Below are 14,272 nucleotides of genomic sequence, written 5' to 3' on the forward strand. Positions count from 1 at the left end.
GGTTCGAGCCCCGAAGGGCCCGAACCCGCGCTCCGGTCGCCGCTCAGCCCTCGTCGGGCGTCAGCCGCAGCGAGATGCTGTTGATGCAGTACCGCTGGTCCGTCGGGGTCGCATACCCCTCACCCTCGAACACATGACCGAGGTGCGATCCGCAACGGGAGCAGCGCACCTCCGTCCGCTCCATGCCGTGCGACCGGTCCTGGATCAGCTCGACGGCGTCGGTGTCCTTCGGGTCGTAGAAGGACGGCCAGCCGCAGTGCGACGCGAACTTCTCCGTGGAGGTGAAGAGTTCGGCGCCGCAGGCGCGACAGGAGTAGACGCCCGTCGTCTTGGTGTCGGTGTACTCACCCGTGAAGGCGGGCTCGGTGCCCGCCTTACGGAGCACCGTGTACTCGGCCGGGGTCAGCTCCGCACGCCACTGCTCGTCCGGCTTTTCGATGTCGTACGACATGAAGCTCAACCCCTCACGTTCAAGAAGGCCCACTGGGAGCCACGGCTACTCGGACAGCCGGGCGAGGATCTCCGGTCCGAGATCCGTCACGTCGCCCGCGCCCATGGTGAGAACGAGATCACCGGGCTTCGTCATTCCCGCGACGACGGACGGCACCTCGGCCTTGTCGTGGACCGGTGTCACCTCCGCGCCCGCCGCCCGTGCGGCCTTCAGGATCAGCTCGCTGGTGACGCCCGGGATCGGGTCCTCGCGGGCCGGGTAGATGTCCAGGACGACCGAGGCGTCCGCCAGGGACAGCGCCTCGCCCATCTCCTTGCCCAGTTCCTGGGTGCGGGAGAACAGGTGCGGCTGGAAGACCACGAGGATGCGGCCCGAGGCCCCGGCCCGCATCGCCTCCAGGTCGGCCGTCATCTCGGTCGGGTGGTGCGCGTAGGAGTCGATGACCTGGACGCCGGCCGCCTCGCCCTTCAGCTGGAGGCGGCGCTTCACGCCGGTGTAGGAGGCGAGCGCGGGGGCCAGTTCGGCGGCCGGGATGCCCAGGGCGACACCCGCCGCCAGCGCCGCCACCGCGTTGTGCGCGTAGTGGCGGCCGGGCACGGAGACGGCGAAGGTCAGCTCGGCGCCGTCCAGCAGGACCGTCACCTCGCTCTTCAGGCCCTGCGGTACCACGGAGAGCACCCGGACGTCCGCGTCGGCGGCATCGCCGTACGTCACCACGCGCACGTCACGGGCCTCGACCCGGCGCGTCAGCTCGCGGGCGCCCTCGTGGTCCGCCGAGATCACCAGCGTGCCGCCCTCGGTGACGCGGTCCACGAACGTCTCGAAGGACTCGTAGATCTCTTCCATGGACGCGTAGTTGGCGTGGTGGTCGAGCTCGACGTTGAGGATGATCGCGACCTCGGGCGCGTACTTGTGGAAGCTGCGGTCCGACTCGTCGGCCTCGGCGACGAAGATCTCGCCGTCGCCGTGCAGGGCGTTCGAACCGGGGGCGTCGAGGTCGCCGCCGATGGCGTACGACGGGGAGAGACCGAGCGAGGACAGGGACACGGCCAGCATCGACGTGGTGGTCGTCTTGCCGTGGGTGCCCGCGACCGCGATCGGGCGCAGGCCGTCCATCAGGCGGGCGAGGGCGTCCGAGCGGTGGACCACCGGGATGCCGAGCTCGGCCGCCCGGGCGAGTTCCGGGTTGTCCGCGCGGATCGCGGAGGAGACCACGACGCAGGTGGCGTCGGTCGCGAGATGGTCGGCCGCGTGCCCGATGTGCACCGTGGCACCCAGCGCGCGCAGGGCCTCGGCGGTGGCGGACTCCTTCGCGTCGCTGCCCGCCACCTCGGCTCCGCGCTGCGCGAGGATCTTCGCGATGCCCGACATCCCGGCGCCGCCGATGCCGATGAAGTGCGGTCGGTCCATCGCGGTAGGAAGGCCGGGTGCCATGCGTGTATCTCCCCAAGATCCGGTACGAAGGTGGGCGCGCTCTCCCGAAGAGAACGCGCACCCAGCCTATGGGGTGCGGTGGACCGCACCTCACAAGGGACACCGGCGAACCCGCCCCACCCCCGGGGACGGGCGCGAAACCGCGCGCCCCCGAGGGGACGCGGAGCCCTCCACGGACGCGCCCCGGGAATCGAAGCCGGTCACGGCGGTCCGCACCGGACTCGCGTCCACGCGAAACCGCCTCGGGCGGCGCCGGGACGCGGATCCCTGTCTCAGGCCTTGCTGTGCGAGAACAGCTTCAGCACCGGCACGCCCACCTTGTGGCGGGCCCGGGAAGCCCAGTCCCGGTGGAAGAACTCCTCCACGTAGTGGGGGTCGGTCAGCACGATGACCTCATCGGCCTGGACCTCGTCGACCAGGACCTTCAGCGCGTCGAGCGGATGCTCCTCGATCAGCCGTCCCTCGGCCGCGCTGCCGGACGCGCGCAGGGCGACCAGCGACACCTCCAGCGCCCGCTCGCCCTGGCCGGCGGCCGCCTCGCCCTCCAGCGTCTCGCCCTCACGGGCCGCCTCGTCGATCTCGCCGAGCGCCACGTCGTCGATGGCCCGCAGCAGCCGGTCCGCCTGGTCGCCCCGGGGCTGGAGCAGCACGTGGAAGGTGACCGCCTCGTCACCGTGCAAGGTGGTGACGAACTCCACGTCGGCGGACGTCAGGGCCTTCTCGATCATCAATACGCTTGTGAACACGACAGGCGCCCTTCTCGTCCGTGGGCCGTCCCGGCCCCCTGCGGAAACCATCCTGCCCCGTGACAGCACGGGTACTGCGCGATTTAGTGTGCCCGGCGGAAGATAAACGGAACCGACTATTCCGACGCCCTGTCGGGCCGACGGTATCGGCTGTAGAGGAACCCGGCCTCTTCCAGCAAAGACGCCAGTTCGAACCGGTGCGGGACCGGGATCGGGGGTCCTCCGGCGATCCGCTGGGCGTCGCCCGCGGCGAGCATCGGGGCCAGCGTCAGACACAGCTCGTCCAGCACACCGGCCGCGATCCACTGCCCCAGCAGACGGGGCCCGCCCTCGGTCAGCAGCCTGGTGTGCCCGAGGTCGCCCAGGGCCCGTACGGCGCGGACGGGATCGACGCCCATGCCGTCCCCCGCGATCACCACCTGCGCGCCCGCCCGCTCGGCCTCCGCGATCCGGTCCGGGGCGGCCGCGGCACCCGTCAGCACCAGCGTGGGCACCAGGGGCGAGGTGAAGAGCGGCAGCGAGAAGTCCAGGTCGAGGCTCGCCGTGACCACCGCGATCGCGGGCGCGGGGCCCTGCCCGGCGGCCTTGCGGAGGGCCGCGAAGGCCTCACGCGCGCGTGCCGGGCGGTACCCCTCCTGCCGTACCGTTTCCGCTCCGACGACCACGACGTCCGCGAGAGCCCTGAGGACCCCGAAGATCCGCATGTCGGTGGCGCTGGAGATGGGCTGCGAGCGCCCGTCGTGCTGGGCGGCGCCGTCCAGTGTGGACACCATGTTGGCCCGCAGCCAGGGCTCGCGGACCCCGGGGTAGGCGTACGCCTCCGCCAGTTCCCCGAGCTCCCACTCGCGCTCCGTCACAGCCGTCTCGGAGGCCTCGGCGGAGGCCTGGGCTGCTGTTTCGTAGGTCACAGGGAACAGGCGTCGCATGACGTGCAGTGTGGCACGGCGCATAGAGTGGGGAACCGTGTCGTCCACCACCACCGCCTCCGGGATCGACCCGATAGCCGAAGCGGCCCCCTCGTCCCTGTGCGCCCGCGAGCCGCACGTCCCCGCCGACCGGCTCGTCGCCGAGATGGTGCCGCCGCCGCGCTTCGACTCGGTGCGCTTCGCCACCTACATCCCGGACCCGAACCAGCCGAGCCAGATCGAGGCCGTAGGCATCCTCGAACGCTTCGCCGGCGGGCTCGGCGGGGCTCACGCCATCGGCGCCCCCAAGCGGAGGCTCTTCGGCTTCGGCAAGGCCCCGAAGGCTCCGGCCGGTCCCCGGGGCGTCTACCTGGACGGCGGCTACGGCGTCGGCAAGACCCACCTCCTCGCCTCCCTGTGGCACGCGACCCCGGCGGAGCCCTCGCTCAAGGCGTTCGGCACCTTCGTGGAGCTGACGAACCTGGTGGGCGCGCTCGGCTTCCAGAAGACCGTGCAGACCCTCTCCGGGCACCGCCTCCTGTGCATCGACGAGTTCGAACTGGACGACCCGGGCGACACCGTCCTCGTCTCCACGCTGCTCGGCAAGCTGGTCGACGCGGGCGTCGCGCTCGCGGCCACCTCGAACACGCTTCCGGGCAAGCTCGGCGAGGGCCGGTTCGCGTCCGCCGACTTCCTGCGCGAGATCCAGGGCCTCTCCGCGCACTTCCGCCCGCTGCGCATCGACGGTGAGGACTACCGCCACCGCGGGCTGCCCGAAGCGCCGCCCCCGTTCTCCGACGAGCAGGTCACCAAGGCGGCGTACGCCACGGAGGGCGCGTCCCTGGACGACTTCCCGCATCTGCTCGACCATCTCGCCCGCGTCCACCCCAGCCGGTACGGCGCCCTGACCGACGGGCTCGAGGCGGTCTGCCTCACCGACGTCCAGCCCGTCCCGGACCAGTCGACCGCGCTGCGGCTCGTCGTGCTCGCGGACCGGCTCTACGACCGTGAGGTGCCGGTCCTCGCCTCCGGAATGCCCTTCGACCGGCTGTTCAGCGAGGAGATGCTGAACGGCGGCTACCGCAAGAAGTACTTCCGCGCGATCTCCCGGCTGACCGCGCTCGCCCGCGACGCGAAGGGGCTCGTGGAAGGCCACGGGGCCTAGCACCACACCCCGCGTCTCCACTGTGAATCGACCGGCCAGGTCCTGGATCCCCCTCGCTCCTCGCGAAGGTCGGCACCGCGCCAACGGCCCGCCCCCTTCGGGGCGCTGTTCCGGGCGCCCCCTTTTCGGACACTCCGCGCGACGTAAAGTGGAGATGTCGCGCAAATCGGGCGGCTCGGAAGGGGGTCGTCATGGTCCAGGAACTCATCGTGGCGATCACGGCGGCCTGTTCCGCCTCAGTGATCTACGTCGCGGCCGGTGCCCGGGTCGTCAAGCAGTACGAACGCGGGGTCGTCTTCCGCCTCGGGCGGCTCGCGGGGGAGGTCCGCTCCCCCGGTTTCACCATGATCGTTCCCTTCGTCGACCGGCTGCGCAAGGTCAACATGCAGATCGTCACGCTGCCCATCCCGGCCCAGGAGGGCATCACCCGGGACAACGTCACGGTCCGCGTCGACGCGGTCGTCTACTTCCGGGTGGTGGACGCGCCGAACGCGATCATCCAGGTCGAGGACTACCGCTTCGCGGTCTCACAGATGGCGCAGACCTCCCTCCGGTCGATCATCGGCAAGAGCGACCTGGACGACCTGCTGTCCAACCGCGAAAAGCTCAACCAGGGACTGGAGTTGATGATCGACAGCCCGGCGATCGGCTGGGGTGTGCAGATCGACCGGGTCGAGATCAAGGACGTGTCGCTGCCGGAGACGATGAAACGGTCCATGGCCCGGCAGGCCGAGGCCGACCGTGAACGCAGGGCCCGCATCATCAACGCGGACGCGGAGTTGCAGGCGTCCAAGAAGCTGGCACAGGCCGCCGAGGTGATGTCGGAACAGCCGGCCGCGCTCCAACTGCGGCTGCTGCAGACGGTGGTGGCCGTCGCGGCCGAGAAGAACTCCACGCTCGTCCTGCCCTTCCCGGTGGAACTGCTGCGCTTCCTGGAACGGGCCCAGTCGGGACAGCCGCCGGTGGTGGCCGAGTCGCAGCGGGAGCCGCAGCCGAAGGCGCCGCCCGTGGTGGAGCGGCAGCCGGCGGTCGAGCCCGCCGATGCCCCCGCCGCGCCGGACCGGATCAATGGAGTACCGGAGGCCCTCGGCCTCCCGGAGGCGTTCGCGGACACGGACGGGTTCGGAATCCCGGATGCGTTCGGAATCCTGGATGAGCCCGGGACGCAAGGAGAGCCCGGGATGTCAGGAGAGCCCGGGGAACCGGGCGAGCCTCGGGGTCCGGAGGACTCCAGGGAACCGGGCAGGGCCGGGAAGATGACGAAGGGTGCGGAGCCGGAGAAGCCCACGAAATAATCCCGTGCCCGCCCCGGGGGCCGCTGCTAGCGTGAGGGCCATGAAGCGTGCCGCACTGAACACGACGACGCCGGAGAGTGTCCCGGCGCGCTGACCGCTGACGTGAGTCGAAGCCCCGGGGCGAGTGCCCCGGGGCTTCGCCGTGTGGTCGCTCGCCCTCCGCAAGCGAGGAGACCACCATGAACGACCACCGCCGACTCGGCCGTGAACTCGACCTGTTCGACACCGACCCCCTGATGGGCGCCGGACTGCCGTACTGGCTGCCGGACGGCGCCGCCGTGCGGTACGCCCTGGAGGAGTACGTCCGCGACGCCGAGCGGCGGGCGGGCTATCGGCACGTGTACTCCCCGGTGTTGGGCAAACGGGAGCTGTACGAGATCTCGGGGCATTGGTCGCACTACGGCGACGACATGTTCCCGCCGATGGAACTGGGCGGCGAGCAGATGCTGCTGCGGCCGAGCCTGTGCCCCCATCACGCTCTCATCTACCGCTCCCGCCCGCACAGTTACCGTGAACTCCCCTTCCGAATGGCCGAGTTGGGCGGCATGTACCGTTCCGAGCTGTCCGGCGTACTCGGCGGCCTGACCCGCGTCCGCGCCATCCAGCTCAACGACGCGCACATCTTCTGCACCCCGGACCAGGTCGCCGAAGAGGCTTCCGCCGCCCTCGGGTTGATCCGCGGGGCGTACGCCGCGATGGGCATCGACGCGGCCCGCTACCGGCTGTCGCTGCCCGGCCCCGGCGGGAAGTACGTCGCCGATCCCGAGCTGTGGCGCAGATCCGCCGCGCTGCTGCGCGAGGTCCTCGACGGTTCCGGCGTGGCGTACGAGGCCGTCGAGGGCGAGGCCGCGTTCTACGGGCCCAAGATCGACGTCCAGATCACCGACCCGGCGGGCCGCGAGTCCACCCTCTCCACCGTGCAGATCGACTTCCACCAGCCGGAGCGCTTCGATCTGCACTACATCGGAGCCGACGGCGGGAAGCACCGGCCGGTCATGGTGCACCGCAGCGTGATCGGCAGCCTGGAACGGGCCGTCGCCCATCTCATCGAGGTGCACGGCGGCGCCTTCCCCGCCTGGCTCGCCCCCACCCAGCTGGTGATCCTGCCCGTCTCCGACGCCGAGACCGACCGGGCCCTCGGGCTGGTACGCCGCTGCCGCGACCGGGGCCTGCGGGCCGAGCTCGCCACCCCGGACCAGGGCAGTCTGGGCGCCCGGGTGCGCGCCGCCCGCCTGGTCCCGTACCAGGCGGTGATCGGTCCCCGGGAAGCGGCGGCCGATCTGGTCGCCCTGCGCCTGCGCGACGGGCGCCGCCTCGACCCCCGGCCGGCCGACGAGGTCCTGAGCCTCATCGGGCAGCTGATCGAATCCCGTAGCGCCGACCTGCTCGACCGGGCCGCCTGAGCCCGCGCGTCGGGCACCGGCTCGCGCGGAGCGTGGCCCCGGATAGAGCCCCAGGTGGGTGACTTCGGGGCCGCGCACGGACGGCACACCTCCACGATGGGCGAATAGTCAGATTTACCCGCATATCTTCACATGATGATCCTCTCTGTACGGAGCATCGCCGTGACCTGCGCCCTTGGAGCACTCGGTGCCGCACTCGCCGCTTGCGGCGGTCCGGCGACGCCACCCTCCGGCCGCCGGGCGCACCACGCGTCCGCCACCCCGGCCGCGACCACGCGGCCGCCCACGCTCGCGCCCGGGCCCGCCGGACTGACACCCGTCTTCGAGAACGGACCGCGTTCGCGGGACAAGACCGTCGCGCTCACGTTCGACGCGGACATGACCGCGGATCAGGGGGCTCGGGCCGCGGCCGGTGAGCACTTCGACAATCCCCGGCTGATCGCGACGCTTCGGGAGTTCAAGGTGCCCGCGACCGTCTTCATGACGGGCCGGTGGGCCGACGAGTATCCGCGGGAGGCCAGGGACATCGGCCAGGACCCGCTGTTCGAGATCGCCAACCACTCGTACAGCCACTACGCCTTCACGAAGGACTGCTACGGGCTGCCGACCGTGCCCGAGAACAGGATGCGCGCGGACGTGGAGCGGGCGTACGCCGCCTTCAGGAAGGCCGGGGTGCGGGACGCGATGCCGTACTTCCGCTTCCCCGGCGGGTGTTACGACCAGCGGTCGCTGCGTACGCTCAGCGCGGCCGGGGTCACCGCCGTGCAGTGGGACGTGGTGAGCGGGGACGCGTTCGCGACGGACGCGGACGCCGTGGCGCGACAGGTCCTCGACGGGGTGCGGTCCGGGTCCGTCGTCGTCATGCACTGCACGCGCAGCGCGGCTCCGGCGACCGAGCGGGCGCTGCGGACGGTCGTTCCCGAGCTGCGCCACAGGGGCTTCCGGTTCGTGAAGGTGTCCGAGCTCATCGGCGCCGCGGGCGGACGGCACTGAGCATCCGCGCCGCTCGCGTACTCCTCGCGCTCCCCGGCCGGGCGCCGCTCGTAAGCTGGAGCCATGAGAGACGACTACTGCGCGTCCGGCCCGGTCCGGCCTGCCGGTGAGTCCCTCCACGCCGTCGACGCGGCGGGGGACGGCGGGCCGCCGTACGCCGAGTGCGTGCTGTGCCGCGAGCCCACCGAGTACCCGGAGTCGCGCAAGGGGATCACGCTGTGCCCCGTCTGCGAGTGGCAGGAGGCACAGCGCACCGCGTGTTCCGGCTGACCGGTGCGGGTCGGGACCGGGGCAGGGCAGATACCGCCGACGAACGGCCCGGGAGCCGGGAGCCGGGAGCCGGGAGCCGGGAGCCGGGAGCCGGGAGCCGGGAGCCGGGTGAGAACGACCGGGGAGGGCGTTCGGTGCGGGTGTCGCGGGAAGGCGTCCGCGAGAACCGGCCGTTCTGAACGGATCTTCCGCCTGGCAGACTGGTGGCCGTGACCAGCGACCCGACCTCCGCCGACGACAGCCCGTTCCGCTCCGAGCCCACCGTGCGCGACAAGGCGGTGCAGTTCGTGCTGCCGCTGGTCGTGCACATCGAGAAGGCCGCTCCCCCGGCGCGCACCGACGCGCTGGAGACTTCGGCCCGGGCCGTGCTGACGATCCTGAGCGACGAGCGGTCGCTCGGGGACGGCGAGTGGGCGCAGGCGATGCGGGACTGGCAGGACGCCCGGATCCGCAAGGTCGTACGGCGGGCGCGCGGGGCGGAGTGGCGGCGGGCCGAGACGCTGCCCGGCATCACGGTGACCGGGAGGTCCGCCGAGGTGCGTGTCTTCCCGCCGGTGCCGCTGGACGGCTGGCCCAAGGACCTGGCGCGGCTCCAGGTGTCCGGTACGGATCTCGACGATCCGGAGCCCCCGGCACCGGCCGATCCGACGGCGCCCGTCCTGTGGCTCAACCCGGAGATCGACATGTCGGCCGGCAAGACGATGGCGCAGACGGGCCATGGTGCCCAACTGGCCTGGTGGGAGCTGTCGGAGAAGGAGCGGACCGCCTGGCGTGACGCGGGTTTCGCCCTTTCCGTACGCACGGCGGATCCGGCACGCTGGCGTGAACTCACCACCTCCGGGCTTCCGTTGGTCCGCGACGCGGGGTTCACCGAGATCGCGCCCGGACTGACGGTCGCCGTCGAGGGACACGACCGCGTCCGCGCTCTGCCGGATCGGACACAGCATGCGGATGACTGACGCCCAGGAGTTCTCCTCGACCCCAGGCGCTCGCCAGGGGCGGGTGCGGTGGTGTCAGTGAGGCAGTACGGCTGAAACCGTTCGGGTGAGGCGGAAGCGGTGCGAGTGCGCACCGTCGCTCTGCCCTCGGATCAGGGCCGTCAGTCGGCCAGCGTGGAAGCGAGTTCCGTGGTGGCCCGGACGAGTTCGGTGTCCGGCTCGGCGAGCAGGTGCTGGAGCGTGCCGCGGTGGGCGCGTACGGCTTGCCGGGCTTCGCGCTCCCAGCCCACCCAGTTCTCGCGGCGGTTGAGGAGTTTGGGGTAGGCGGCGGCCGTTCGCTCCCACTGCCGGGCGTCCGCGATGTCCTTCAGCAGCTGGATGATCTGCACGCGGCAGGTGACCTGGGGCAGTTCGGCGAGCTGCCACAGGAAGGGGACCGTGGCGGCTGTCGCCTGTTCCACGACGAATCCGAACTGGCAGATTCGTTCCCTCAGGTCCTGGAGCGCGGCACTGGCCGTTGCCGCGTCACCCCGCGCAACGCTGTCGAGCAGGAACGGGATGTCGTGCGCCGACCCCTTGGAGTCCTTGATCTCGTCCCACGACACGTGTTCCAGATTCCTGAGTGGTGTTGCCATTTCCGCTCCCTCCGAAGGCATCGGACAGTGTCAGGTGTGCGGGCGGGCCGACGGCCCCCGCCCGGACGATCACGCCCCCGAGGGAGCCCCCTGATATGACGTCAGCACCGTTCGCTGGTAACGACGTTGACGCCGCCGCTAGTATCCACCTCGACAGCGCCTTCGTGCAATTGCACGAGAAATTGCACGAAGACAGGGAGGCATGGGCCACGTGATCCGGCCACGTCCCGCAACGGGCGGCCGGAGCACACGTGGTGGAACGTCAGCAAGGAGAGTGCGTGGTGCCATCAGTGCCGAACGGAGTGCGGGCGAGCTCGCTGGGTGCCTACTGGATCAGGAGCAGGCACAGCAACGCCGAGGGCAACTGCGTCGAAGTGGCTGATCTGGGCGACGGAGGTATCGCGGTCCGCAACTCCCGCGACCCCGACGGCCCGGCCCTCGTCTACACCCCGGCGGAGGTGGCCGCTTTCCTGGCCGGCGCGAAAGAAGGGGAGTTCGACCACCTGCTGTGAGACGGTGCTCCGCATCTCCGAACTCCGTTGAAGCGGAAGGATAGTTGTCCACTTCTGTCTCCGCATGCGGCAGAGTCCGGCGCAGTGCGATAATTTTGGCTGTCTTCTGCCGGTCGACTGGGAGTCAGGATGTCCGTCGAGTCACCCCGCGTCTCCCGCCTCGAACCGTATCTGAGGCGGGCGGAGCCCGCCCCCACTCTGCTGAAGATGCTGGTCGGCGTTCAGCTGGCCGGTGCCCGCGAGGACGCGGGCCTCTCCCAGGAACAGGCAGCGCGGTCACTCGGGTTCAGCGCGGCGAAACTGTCGCGCATCGAGGCGGGCAAGGGCCGGCGGCCACCCACCGAGGGCGACGTCCGCGCACTGCTCGAGCTGTACGGGACCGACGACTACGAGGTGTCGGTCCTGCTGAGACTTCTGAAGCGCGCCGGTGAGCCGGGGTGGTGGCAGCGCTACGACAAGCGGTTGATGCCCGAGTGGTTCGACCGGCTGGTCGGACTCCAGGAGGCCGCCACCACCATCCGGACGTTCGAGATCCAGTACGTTCCTGGCCTGCTCCAGACTCCCGACTACACCCGGGCCGTCGTGGAGCGCGGGCTGCCGACGGCGCCGGGCGCCGAGGTGCAGCGCCGGGTGGAACTGCGGATGCGCCGACGGGAACTGCTGAACCGGGCCGACGCCCCTCAGCTGTGGGCCGTTGTCGACGAGTCCGTCCTGCTCCGCGTCCTGGGCAGCCGCGAGGTGATGCGCGCACAGCTCGAGCACCTCATCGAGATGGCTCAGCGTCCCCATGTCGTCGTGCAGTTCGTGCCGCTGGACGTCACGAACGCCTCGGCGCCGGCCATCCCCGTCACCTATCTGCGCTTCGGCGGCGTCGAACTGCCCGACATCGTCTACCTGGAGCACATCAGGAGCGCCAACTTCCTGGAGGACCGCGACGAGACGGAGGAGTACCGCGTGGTACTGGACCGCCTCGCCGACGAGGCCCTCAGCCCCCGCGCGTCCCTGGCGCTGCTCCGCGACACGGTGGAACAGCGCTACAGCGCGTCGCGCTGACGGGGCCGTACCAGCGGATGCCGCCGTACTAACGGATGCGGCCCACGCCGCCGAACTCGATCCACTCCTGGGTGAGTTGACGCGCCACCACTTCGGTGTCCGGCCGCCAGGTGGACACCTCCACGAGTCCGGGCTCGAGGACGTCCATCCCGTCGAAGTACTCCGCCACGTCCTTCTCCTGGCGCACCCGGCCCCAGTGGCCCTGCGTCGCGGTGTCCATGAAGTCGGTGACGAACTCCCGGACCTTGGGATCCTCGCTGACCAACTGGCACATCACCATGAAGCTGCCGGGAGCCAGCCGTTCGCTGACGCGGCTGATCACGGAGAGCGGCCCGTCGGTCTCGCTGTCCGGGATGCAGTGGAACACCGAGTTGAACAGCACGGCCACCGGCTGCGAGAAGTCGATCAGCCGCTGGGTTTCGGAGTGGGAGAAGATCTCCTCGGTGTCCCGCAGGTCGGCGTGGATGACGGCCGTGCGGTCGTTCTGCTCCAGCAGGGCCCGGCCGTGCACCAGCACCATCGGGTCGCTGTCGACGTACACCACCCGGGACGTCTCGTCGACGCCCTGGGCGACCTGGTGCACATTGTTCTGGGTGGGCAGGCCGGATCCGTGGTCGAGGAACTGCCTGATTCCGTATCCGTCCGCCAGCGTCCCGACCACCCGCTGGAGGAACCGCCGGTTGTTCAACGCCAGCGCGCGGGTGCTGGGCACGACCTTGTCCAGCTCTTCGCAGGCCGCCCGGTCGGCGGCGTAGTTGTCCTTGCCACCCAGGTAGTGGTCGTACATGCGTGCGGCCGTGGGCACGGTGGCATCGATCGACGTGGACAGTTGCTGGTCAGGCTGCATCGTTCCCCCAGATCCGTGCCGCGCCAACTGGCCCGACCGACAATACATATTAGAGAAACGGAAGTTGGCGTTACCAGTCCCCGAACGAAGGACACGGGAAAGGTCCTCCCGGCGGCCCGCCGGCCGTCGTTCAGCGGGCCGGCGTGAAGTGGCCGATCAGCAGGGACAGCCGCCGGTTGTCCCCGTCACGGAGCAGCACCGGCCGGCTGTACTCGATCTCGGCGGCCGGCCGGCGCGTGGTCACCGCGTTCCAGCCCTCGTTCTCGGCCAGTTCGCGGACAGCCGTCACGATCAGCTGCTCACGCTCCGCTCGTTCGCGCTCTCGGGCGTCCGGCTCCGTGCTCGAAGCGGCATCGGCCGTCGCCCGCCGCGTCCCGGCCGACCCCGCGCCCAGGGGACCGGGCTCGCTCCTTCGCGCCCGCACTGGACGTGCCCTCCGGGTCGGATCCCCTGGTCGAGGCGCTGCGGCTGCTGGGCCGCGACCCGGACGCGGGGCCGTCGGCACACCGGCGATAGCGGCCCGGCGGCCCGGCCGGGGACTCCGACCGCACGGCCACACCGTGTTCCGTGGCCGCCGGCCGATGGCGCGGATTCCTCCGCCGAGACGTTTGAACAGCACAGCCATCCCGTACGTACCACCAAGCACTGGACAAATATTGGTCTCCAACGACCAATTGGTTTGCCCCGGGAGGCACCTTTGCGGCGTATCAACAGCAGCGCCCTCGTCATCGCGGCGCTTGCCGCCACCCTCGGAGCGCTCGCGTTTCCCGTGTGGTCGTACGCCGACCGCGCGGGCACGGGCCAGGCGAATCTCGCCGCGGGGACGGTGAACACCCGCTGGGGGCCGCTGTCCGCCTCGGACCGCGATCTGATCGTCCGGGTGCGACTGGCCGGCCTGTGGGAGCTGCCCGCAGGACAGCAGGCCATCCAGCGGGCGCCCACCAAGGCCATCAAGGAGGCGGGCGACCACCTGATCGTCGGGCACACGGACCTCGACAAGCGGGTGCGGATCGTCGCGGCCCAGCTGAACGTCGAGCTGCCGAACCAGCCGAACGAGCAGCAGCAGGGCTGGCTGCAGGAGCTGAGCGCGGCGACGGGCAAGGAGTACGAGAGGAAGTTCGCGAATCTGCTGCGCGCCGCGCACGGCAAGATCTTCCCGGCCATCGGCGCCGTCCGCAACGCCACGCGCAACTCGCTGGTGCGGCAGCTGGCCAGCGACACCAGCGTGACCGTGCTCGACCACATCACCGTGCTGGAGAAGACGGGAGAGGTCGACTTCGACGCCATCGCCAACGACACGGCCGCCGCGTCGACCGCCAGCCCCACCGGTCCCCCGCCGCCGACCATCGGCACGCCGGTGGCCTCCGCCCCGCCGGTCCAGCCGGACAGTGGTGTCGACGTCTCGTCGAGCCCGTCGGCACAGCCGCCCGGCACGGTGAACACCGCCCGGCCGGAGCCGTCGGACCCTGACAAGGTGCTCCAGTAGCCGGCCCGGAACCTCAAATGTTGCTCTGAAGGTCCGCTCCGGGGGGTTCGGCGCCGGCTCCCGGGGCCATGACTCCGTCACGCCGGAACTCGGGCCGTCGTGAGGGGACGACACGCAAGCAGGCCCGGTCGAGGTCGTG

Annotated in this window: 15 protein-coding genes and 1 pseudogene; 9 read left to right on the plus strand and 7 right to left on the minus strand. The window is 70.8% G+C overall.

What is annotated here, in order from left to right:
- Positions 1–43: 43 nt before the first annotated feature.
- The 4 genes from msrB to ACWD68_RS00020 all read right to left on the minus strand — a co-directional run bounded on the left by msrB (position 44) and on the right by ACWD68_RS00020 (position 3,557).
- Positions 44–451 carry a peptide-methionine (R)-S-oxide reductase MsrB gene (gene msrB, locus ACWD68_RS00005; protein WP_451803940.1) on the minus strand — a complete coding sequence of 136 codons (408 nt, stop codon included), beginning with the start codon at positions 449–451 and terminating at the stop codon, positions 44–46.
- A gap of 45 nt (positions 452–496) precedes the next feature.
- The gene (murC, locus tag ACWD68_RS00010; RefSeq protein ID WP_451803942.1) at positions 497–1,885 is read right to left on the minus strand and encodes a UDP-N-acetylmuramate--L-alanine ligase; all 1,389 of its coding nucleotides are present in this window, start codon (positions 1,883–1,885) and stop codon (positions 497–499) included.
- Between the two features lie 272 nt (positions 1,886–2,157).
- Positions 2,158–2,613 (minus strand): indole-3-glycerol phosphate synthase, encoded by a 456-nt coding sequence (locus ACWD68_RS00015; protein ID WP_451803944.1) that lies wholly within the window; start codon positions 2,611–2,613, stop codon positions 2,158–2,160.
- Between the two features lie 134 nt (positions 2,614–2,747).
- Positions 2,748–3,557 (minus strand): pyrimidine reductase family protein, encoded by an 810-nt coding sequence (locus ACWD68_RS00020; RefSeq protein ID WP_451803946.1) that lies wholly within the window; start codon positions 3,555–3,557, stop codon positions 2,748–2,750.
- On the opposite strand from ACWD68_RS00020, the gene zapE reads away from it, so the two are divergent.
- The 6 genes from zapE (at position 3,556) to ACWD68_RS00050 (ending at position 9,621) form a co-directional block, all read left to right on the plus strand.
- The gene (zapE, locus tag ACWD68_RS00025) at positions 3,556–4,701 is read left to right on the plus strand and encodes a cell division protein ZapE (RefSeq protein WP_451803948.1); all 1,146 of its coding nucleotides are present in this window, start codon (positions 3,556–3,558) and stop codon (positions 4,699–4,701) included. The two genes, ACWD68_RS00020 and zapE, sit on opposite strands and share 2 nt — an antisense overlap.
- A 191-nt stretch (positions 4,702–4,892) precedes the next feature.
- A complete protein-coding gene (locus tag ACWD68_RS00030) occupies positions 4,893–5,996 on the plus strand; it encodes an SPFH domain-containing protein (protein ID WP_451803950.1) in 1,104 nt (367 codons plus the stop codon).
- A gap of 179 nt (positions 5,997–6,175) precedes the next feature.
- On the plus strand, positions 6,176–7,399 hold the full coding sequence (gene thrS, locus ACWD68_RS00035; protein WP_451803952.1) for a threonine--tRNA ligase: 1,224 nt from the start codon (positions 6,176–6,178) through the stop codon (positions 7,397–7,399).
- 135 nt (positions 7,400–7,534) lie between these two features.
- Positions 7,535–8,392 (plus strand): polysaccharide deacetylase family protein, encoded by an 858-nt coding sequence (locus ACWD68_RS00040; protein WP_451804397.1) that lies wholly within the window; start codon positions 7,535–7,537, stop codon positions 8,390–8,392.
- A 63-nt stretch (positions 8,393–8,455) separates the two neighbouring features.
- Positions 8,456–8,662 (plus strand): hypothetical protein, encoded by a 207-nt coding sequence (locus tag ACWD68_RS00045; RefSeq protein WP_451803954.1) that lies wholly within the window; start codon positions 8,456–8,458, stop codon positions 8,660–8,662.
- 209 nt (positions 8,663–8,871) lie between these two features.
- Positions 8,872–9,621 (plus strand): peptidyl-tRNA hydrolase, encoded by a 750-nt coding sequence (locus ACWD68_RS00050; protein ID WP_451803956.1) that lies wholly within the window; start codon positions 8,872–8,874, stop codon positions 9,619–9,621.
- 140 nt (positions 9,622–9,761) lie between these two features.
- On the opposite strand, the gene ACWD68_RS00055 is transcribed toward ACWD68_RS00050, so the two are convergent.
- Positions 9,762–10,256 (minus strand): hypothetical protein, encoded by a 495-nt coding sequence (locus ACWD68_RS00055; RefSeq protein ID WP_451803958.1) that lies wholly within the window; start codon positions 10,254–10,256, stop codon positions 9,762–9,764.
- A 260-nt stretch (positions 10,257–10,516) separates the two neighbouring features.
- Here ACWD68_RS00055 and ACWD68_RS00060 point away from each other — a divergent pair, with 260 nt between their 5' ends.
- Together ACWD68_RS00060 and ACWD68_RS00065 are read left to right on the plus strand one after the other, a co-directional pair.
- Positions 10,517–10,747, plus strand: coding sequence for a DUF397 domain-containing protein (locus ACWD68_RS00060; RefSeq protein WP_451804398.1), 231 nt, complete (start codon positions 10,517–10,519; stop codon positions 10,745–10,747).
- Between the two features lie 129 nt (positions 10,748–10,876).
- Positions 10,877–11,800 carry a helix-turn-helix domain-containing protein gene (locus ACWD68_RS00065; protein WP_451803960.1) on the plus strand — a complete coding sequence of 308 codons (924 nt, stop codon included), beginning with the start codon at positions 10,877–10,879 and terminating at the stop codon, positions 11,798–11,800.
- A 28-nt stretch (positions 11,801–11,828) separates the two neighbouring features.
- Here ACWD68_RS00065 and ACWD68_RS00070 read toward each other — a convergent pair whose 3' ends face one another.
- Positions 11,829–12,647, minus strand: a complete 819-nt coding sequence (locus ACWD68_RS00070; protein ID WP_451803962.1) for an SAM-dependent methyltransferase — start codon at positions 12,645–12,647, stop codon at positions 11,829–11,831.
- Positions 12,648–12,840: 193 nt separating this feature from the next.
- Positions 12,841–12,942: pseudogene (locus ACWD68_RS00075) on the minus strand (TetR family transcriptional regulator); the annotation flags it as partial.
- Between the two features lie 402 nt (positions 12,943–13,344).
- On the opposite strand from ACWD68_RS00075, the gene ACWD68_RS00080 reads away from it, so the two are divergent.
- Positions 13,345–14,133 carry a DUF4142 domain-containing protein gene (locus ACWD68_RS00080; RefSeq protein WP_451803964.1) on the plus strand — a complete coding sequence of 263 codons (789 nt, stop codon included), beginning with the start codon at positions 13,345–13,347 and terminating at the stop codon, positions 14,131–14,133.
- Positions 14,134–14,272 lie beyond the last annotated feature (139 nt).

The sequence above is a fragment of the Streptomyces sp. NPDC005141 genome (genome assembly GCF_053599975.1).

Excerpts from the sequence above, each read along its gene's own strand:
- msrB (WP_451803940.1), bottom strand. The coding sequence starts at position 451 with ATGTCGTACGACATCGAAAAGCCGGACGAGCAGTGGCGTGCGGAGCTG.
- murC (WP_451803942.1), bottom strand. The coding sequence starts at position 1,885 with ATGGCACCCGGCCTTCCTACCGCGATGGACCGACCGCACTTCATCGGC.
- ACWD68_RS00015 (WP_451803944.1), bottom strand. The coding sequence starts at position 2,613 with ATGATCGAGAAGGCCCTGACGTCCGCCGACGTGGAGTTCGTCACCACC.
- zapE (WP_451803948.1), top strand. The coding sequence starts at position 3,556 with ATGACGTGCAGTGTGGCACGGCGCATAGAGTGGGGAACCGTGTCGTCC.
- ACWD68_RS00020 (WP_451803946.1), bottom strand. The coding sequence starts at position 3,557 with ATGCGACGCCTGTTCCCTGTGACCTACGAAACAGCAGCCCAGGCCTCC.
- ACWD68_RS00030 (WP_451803950.1), top strand. The coding sequence starts at position 4,893 with ATGGTCCAGGAACTCATCGTGGCGATCACGGCGGCCTGTTCCGCCTCA.
- thrS (WP_451803952.1), top strand. The coding sequence starts at position 6,176 with ATGAACGACCACCGCCGACTCGGCCGTGAACTCGACCTGTTCGACACC.
- ACWD68_RS00040 (WP_451804397.1), top strand. The coding sequence starts at position 7,535 with ATGATCCTCTCTGTACGGAGCATCGCCGTGACCTGCGCCCTTGGAGCA.
- ACWD68_RS00045 (WP_451803954.1), top strand. The coding sequence starts at position 8,456 with ATGAGAGACGACTACTGCGCGTCCGGCCCGGTCCGGCCTGCCGGTGAG.
- ACWD68_RS00055 (WP_451803958.1), bottom strand. The coding sequence starts at position 10,256 with ATGCCTTCGGAGGGAGCGGAAATGGCAACACCACTCAGGAATCTGGAA.
- ACWD68_RS00065 (WP_451803960.1), top strand. The coding sequence starts at position 10,877 with ATGTCCGTCGAGTCACCCCGCGTCTCCCGCCTCGAACCGTATCTGAGG.
- ACWD68_RS00070 (WP_451803962.1), bottom strand. The coding sequence starts at position 12,647 with ATGCAGCCTGACCAGCAACTGTCCACGTCGATCGATGCCACCGTGCCC.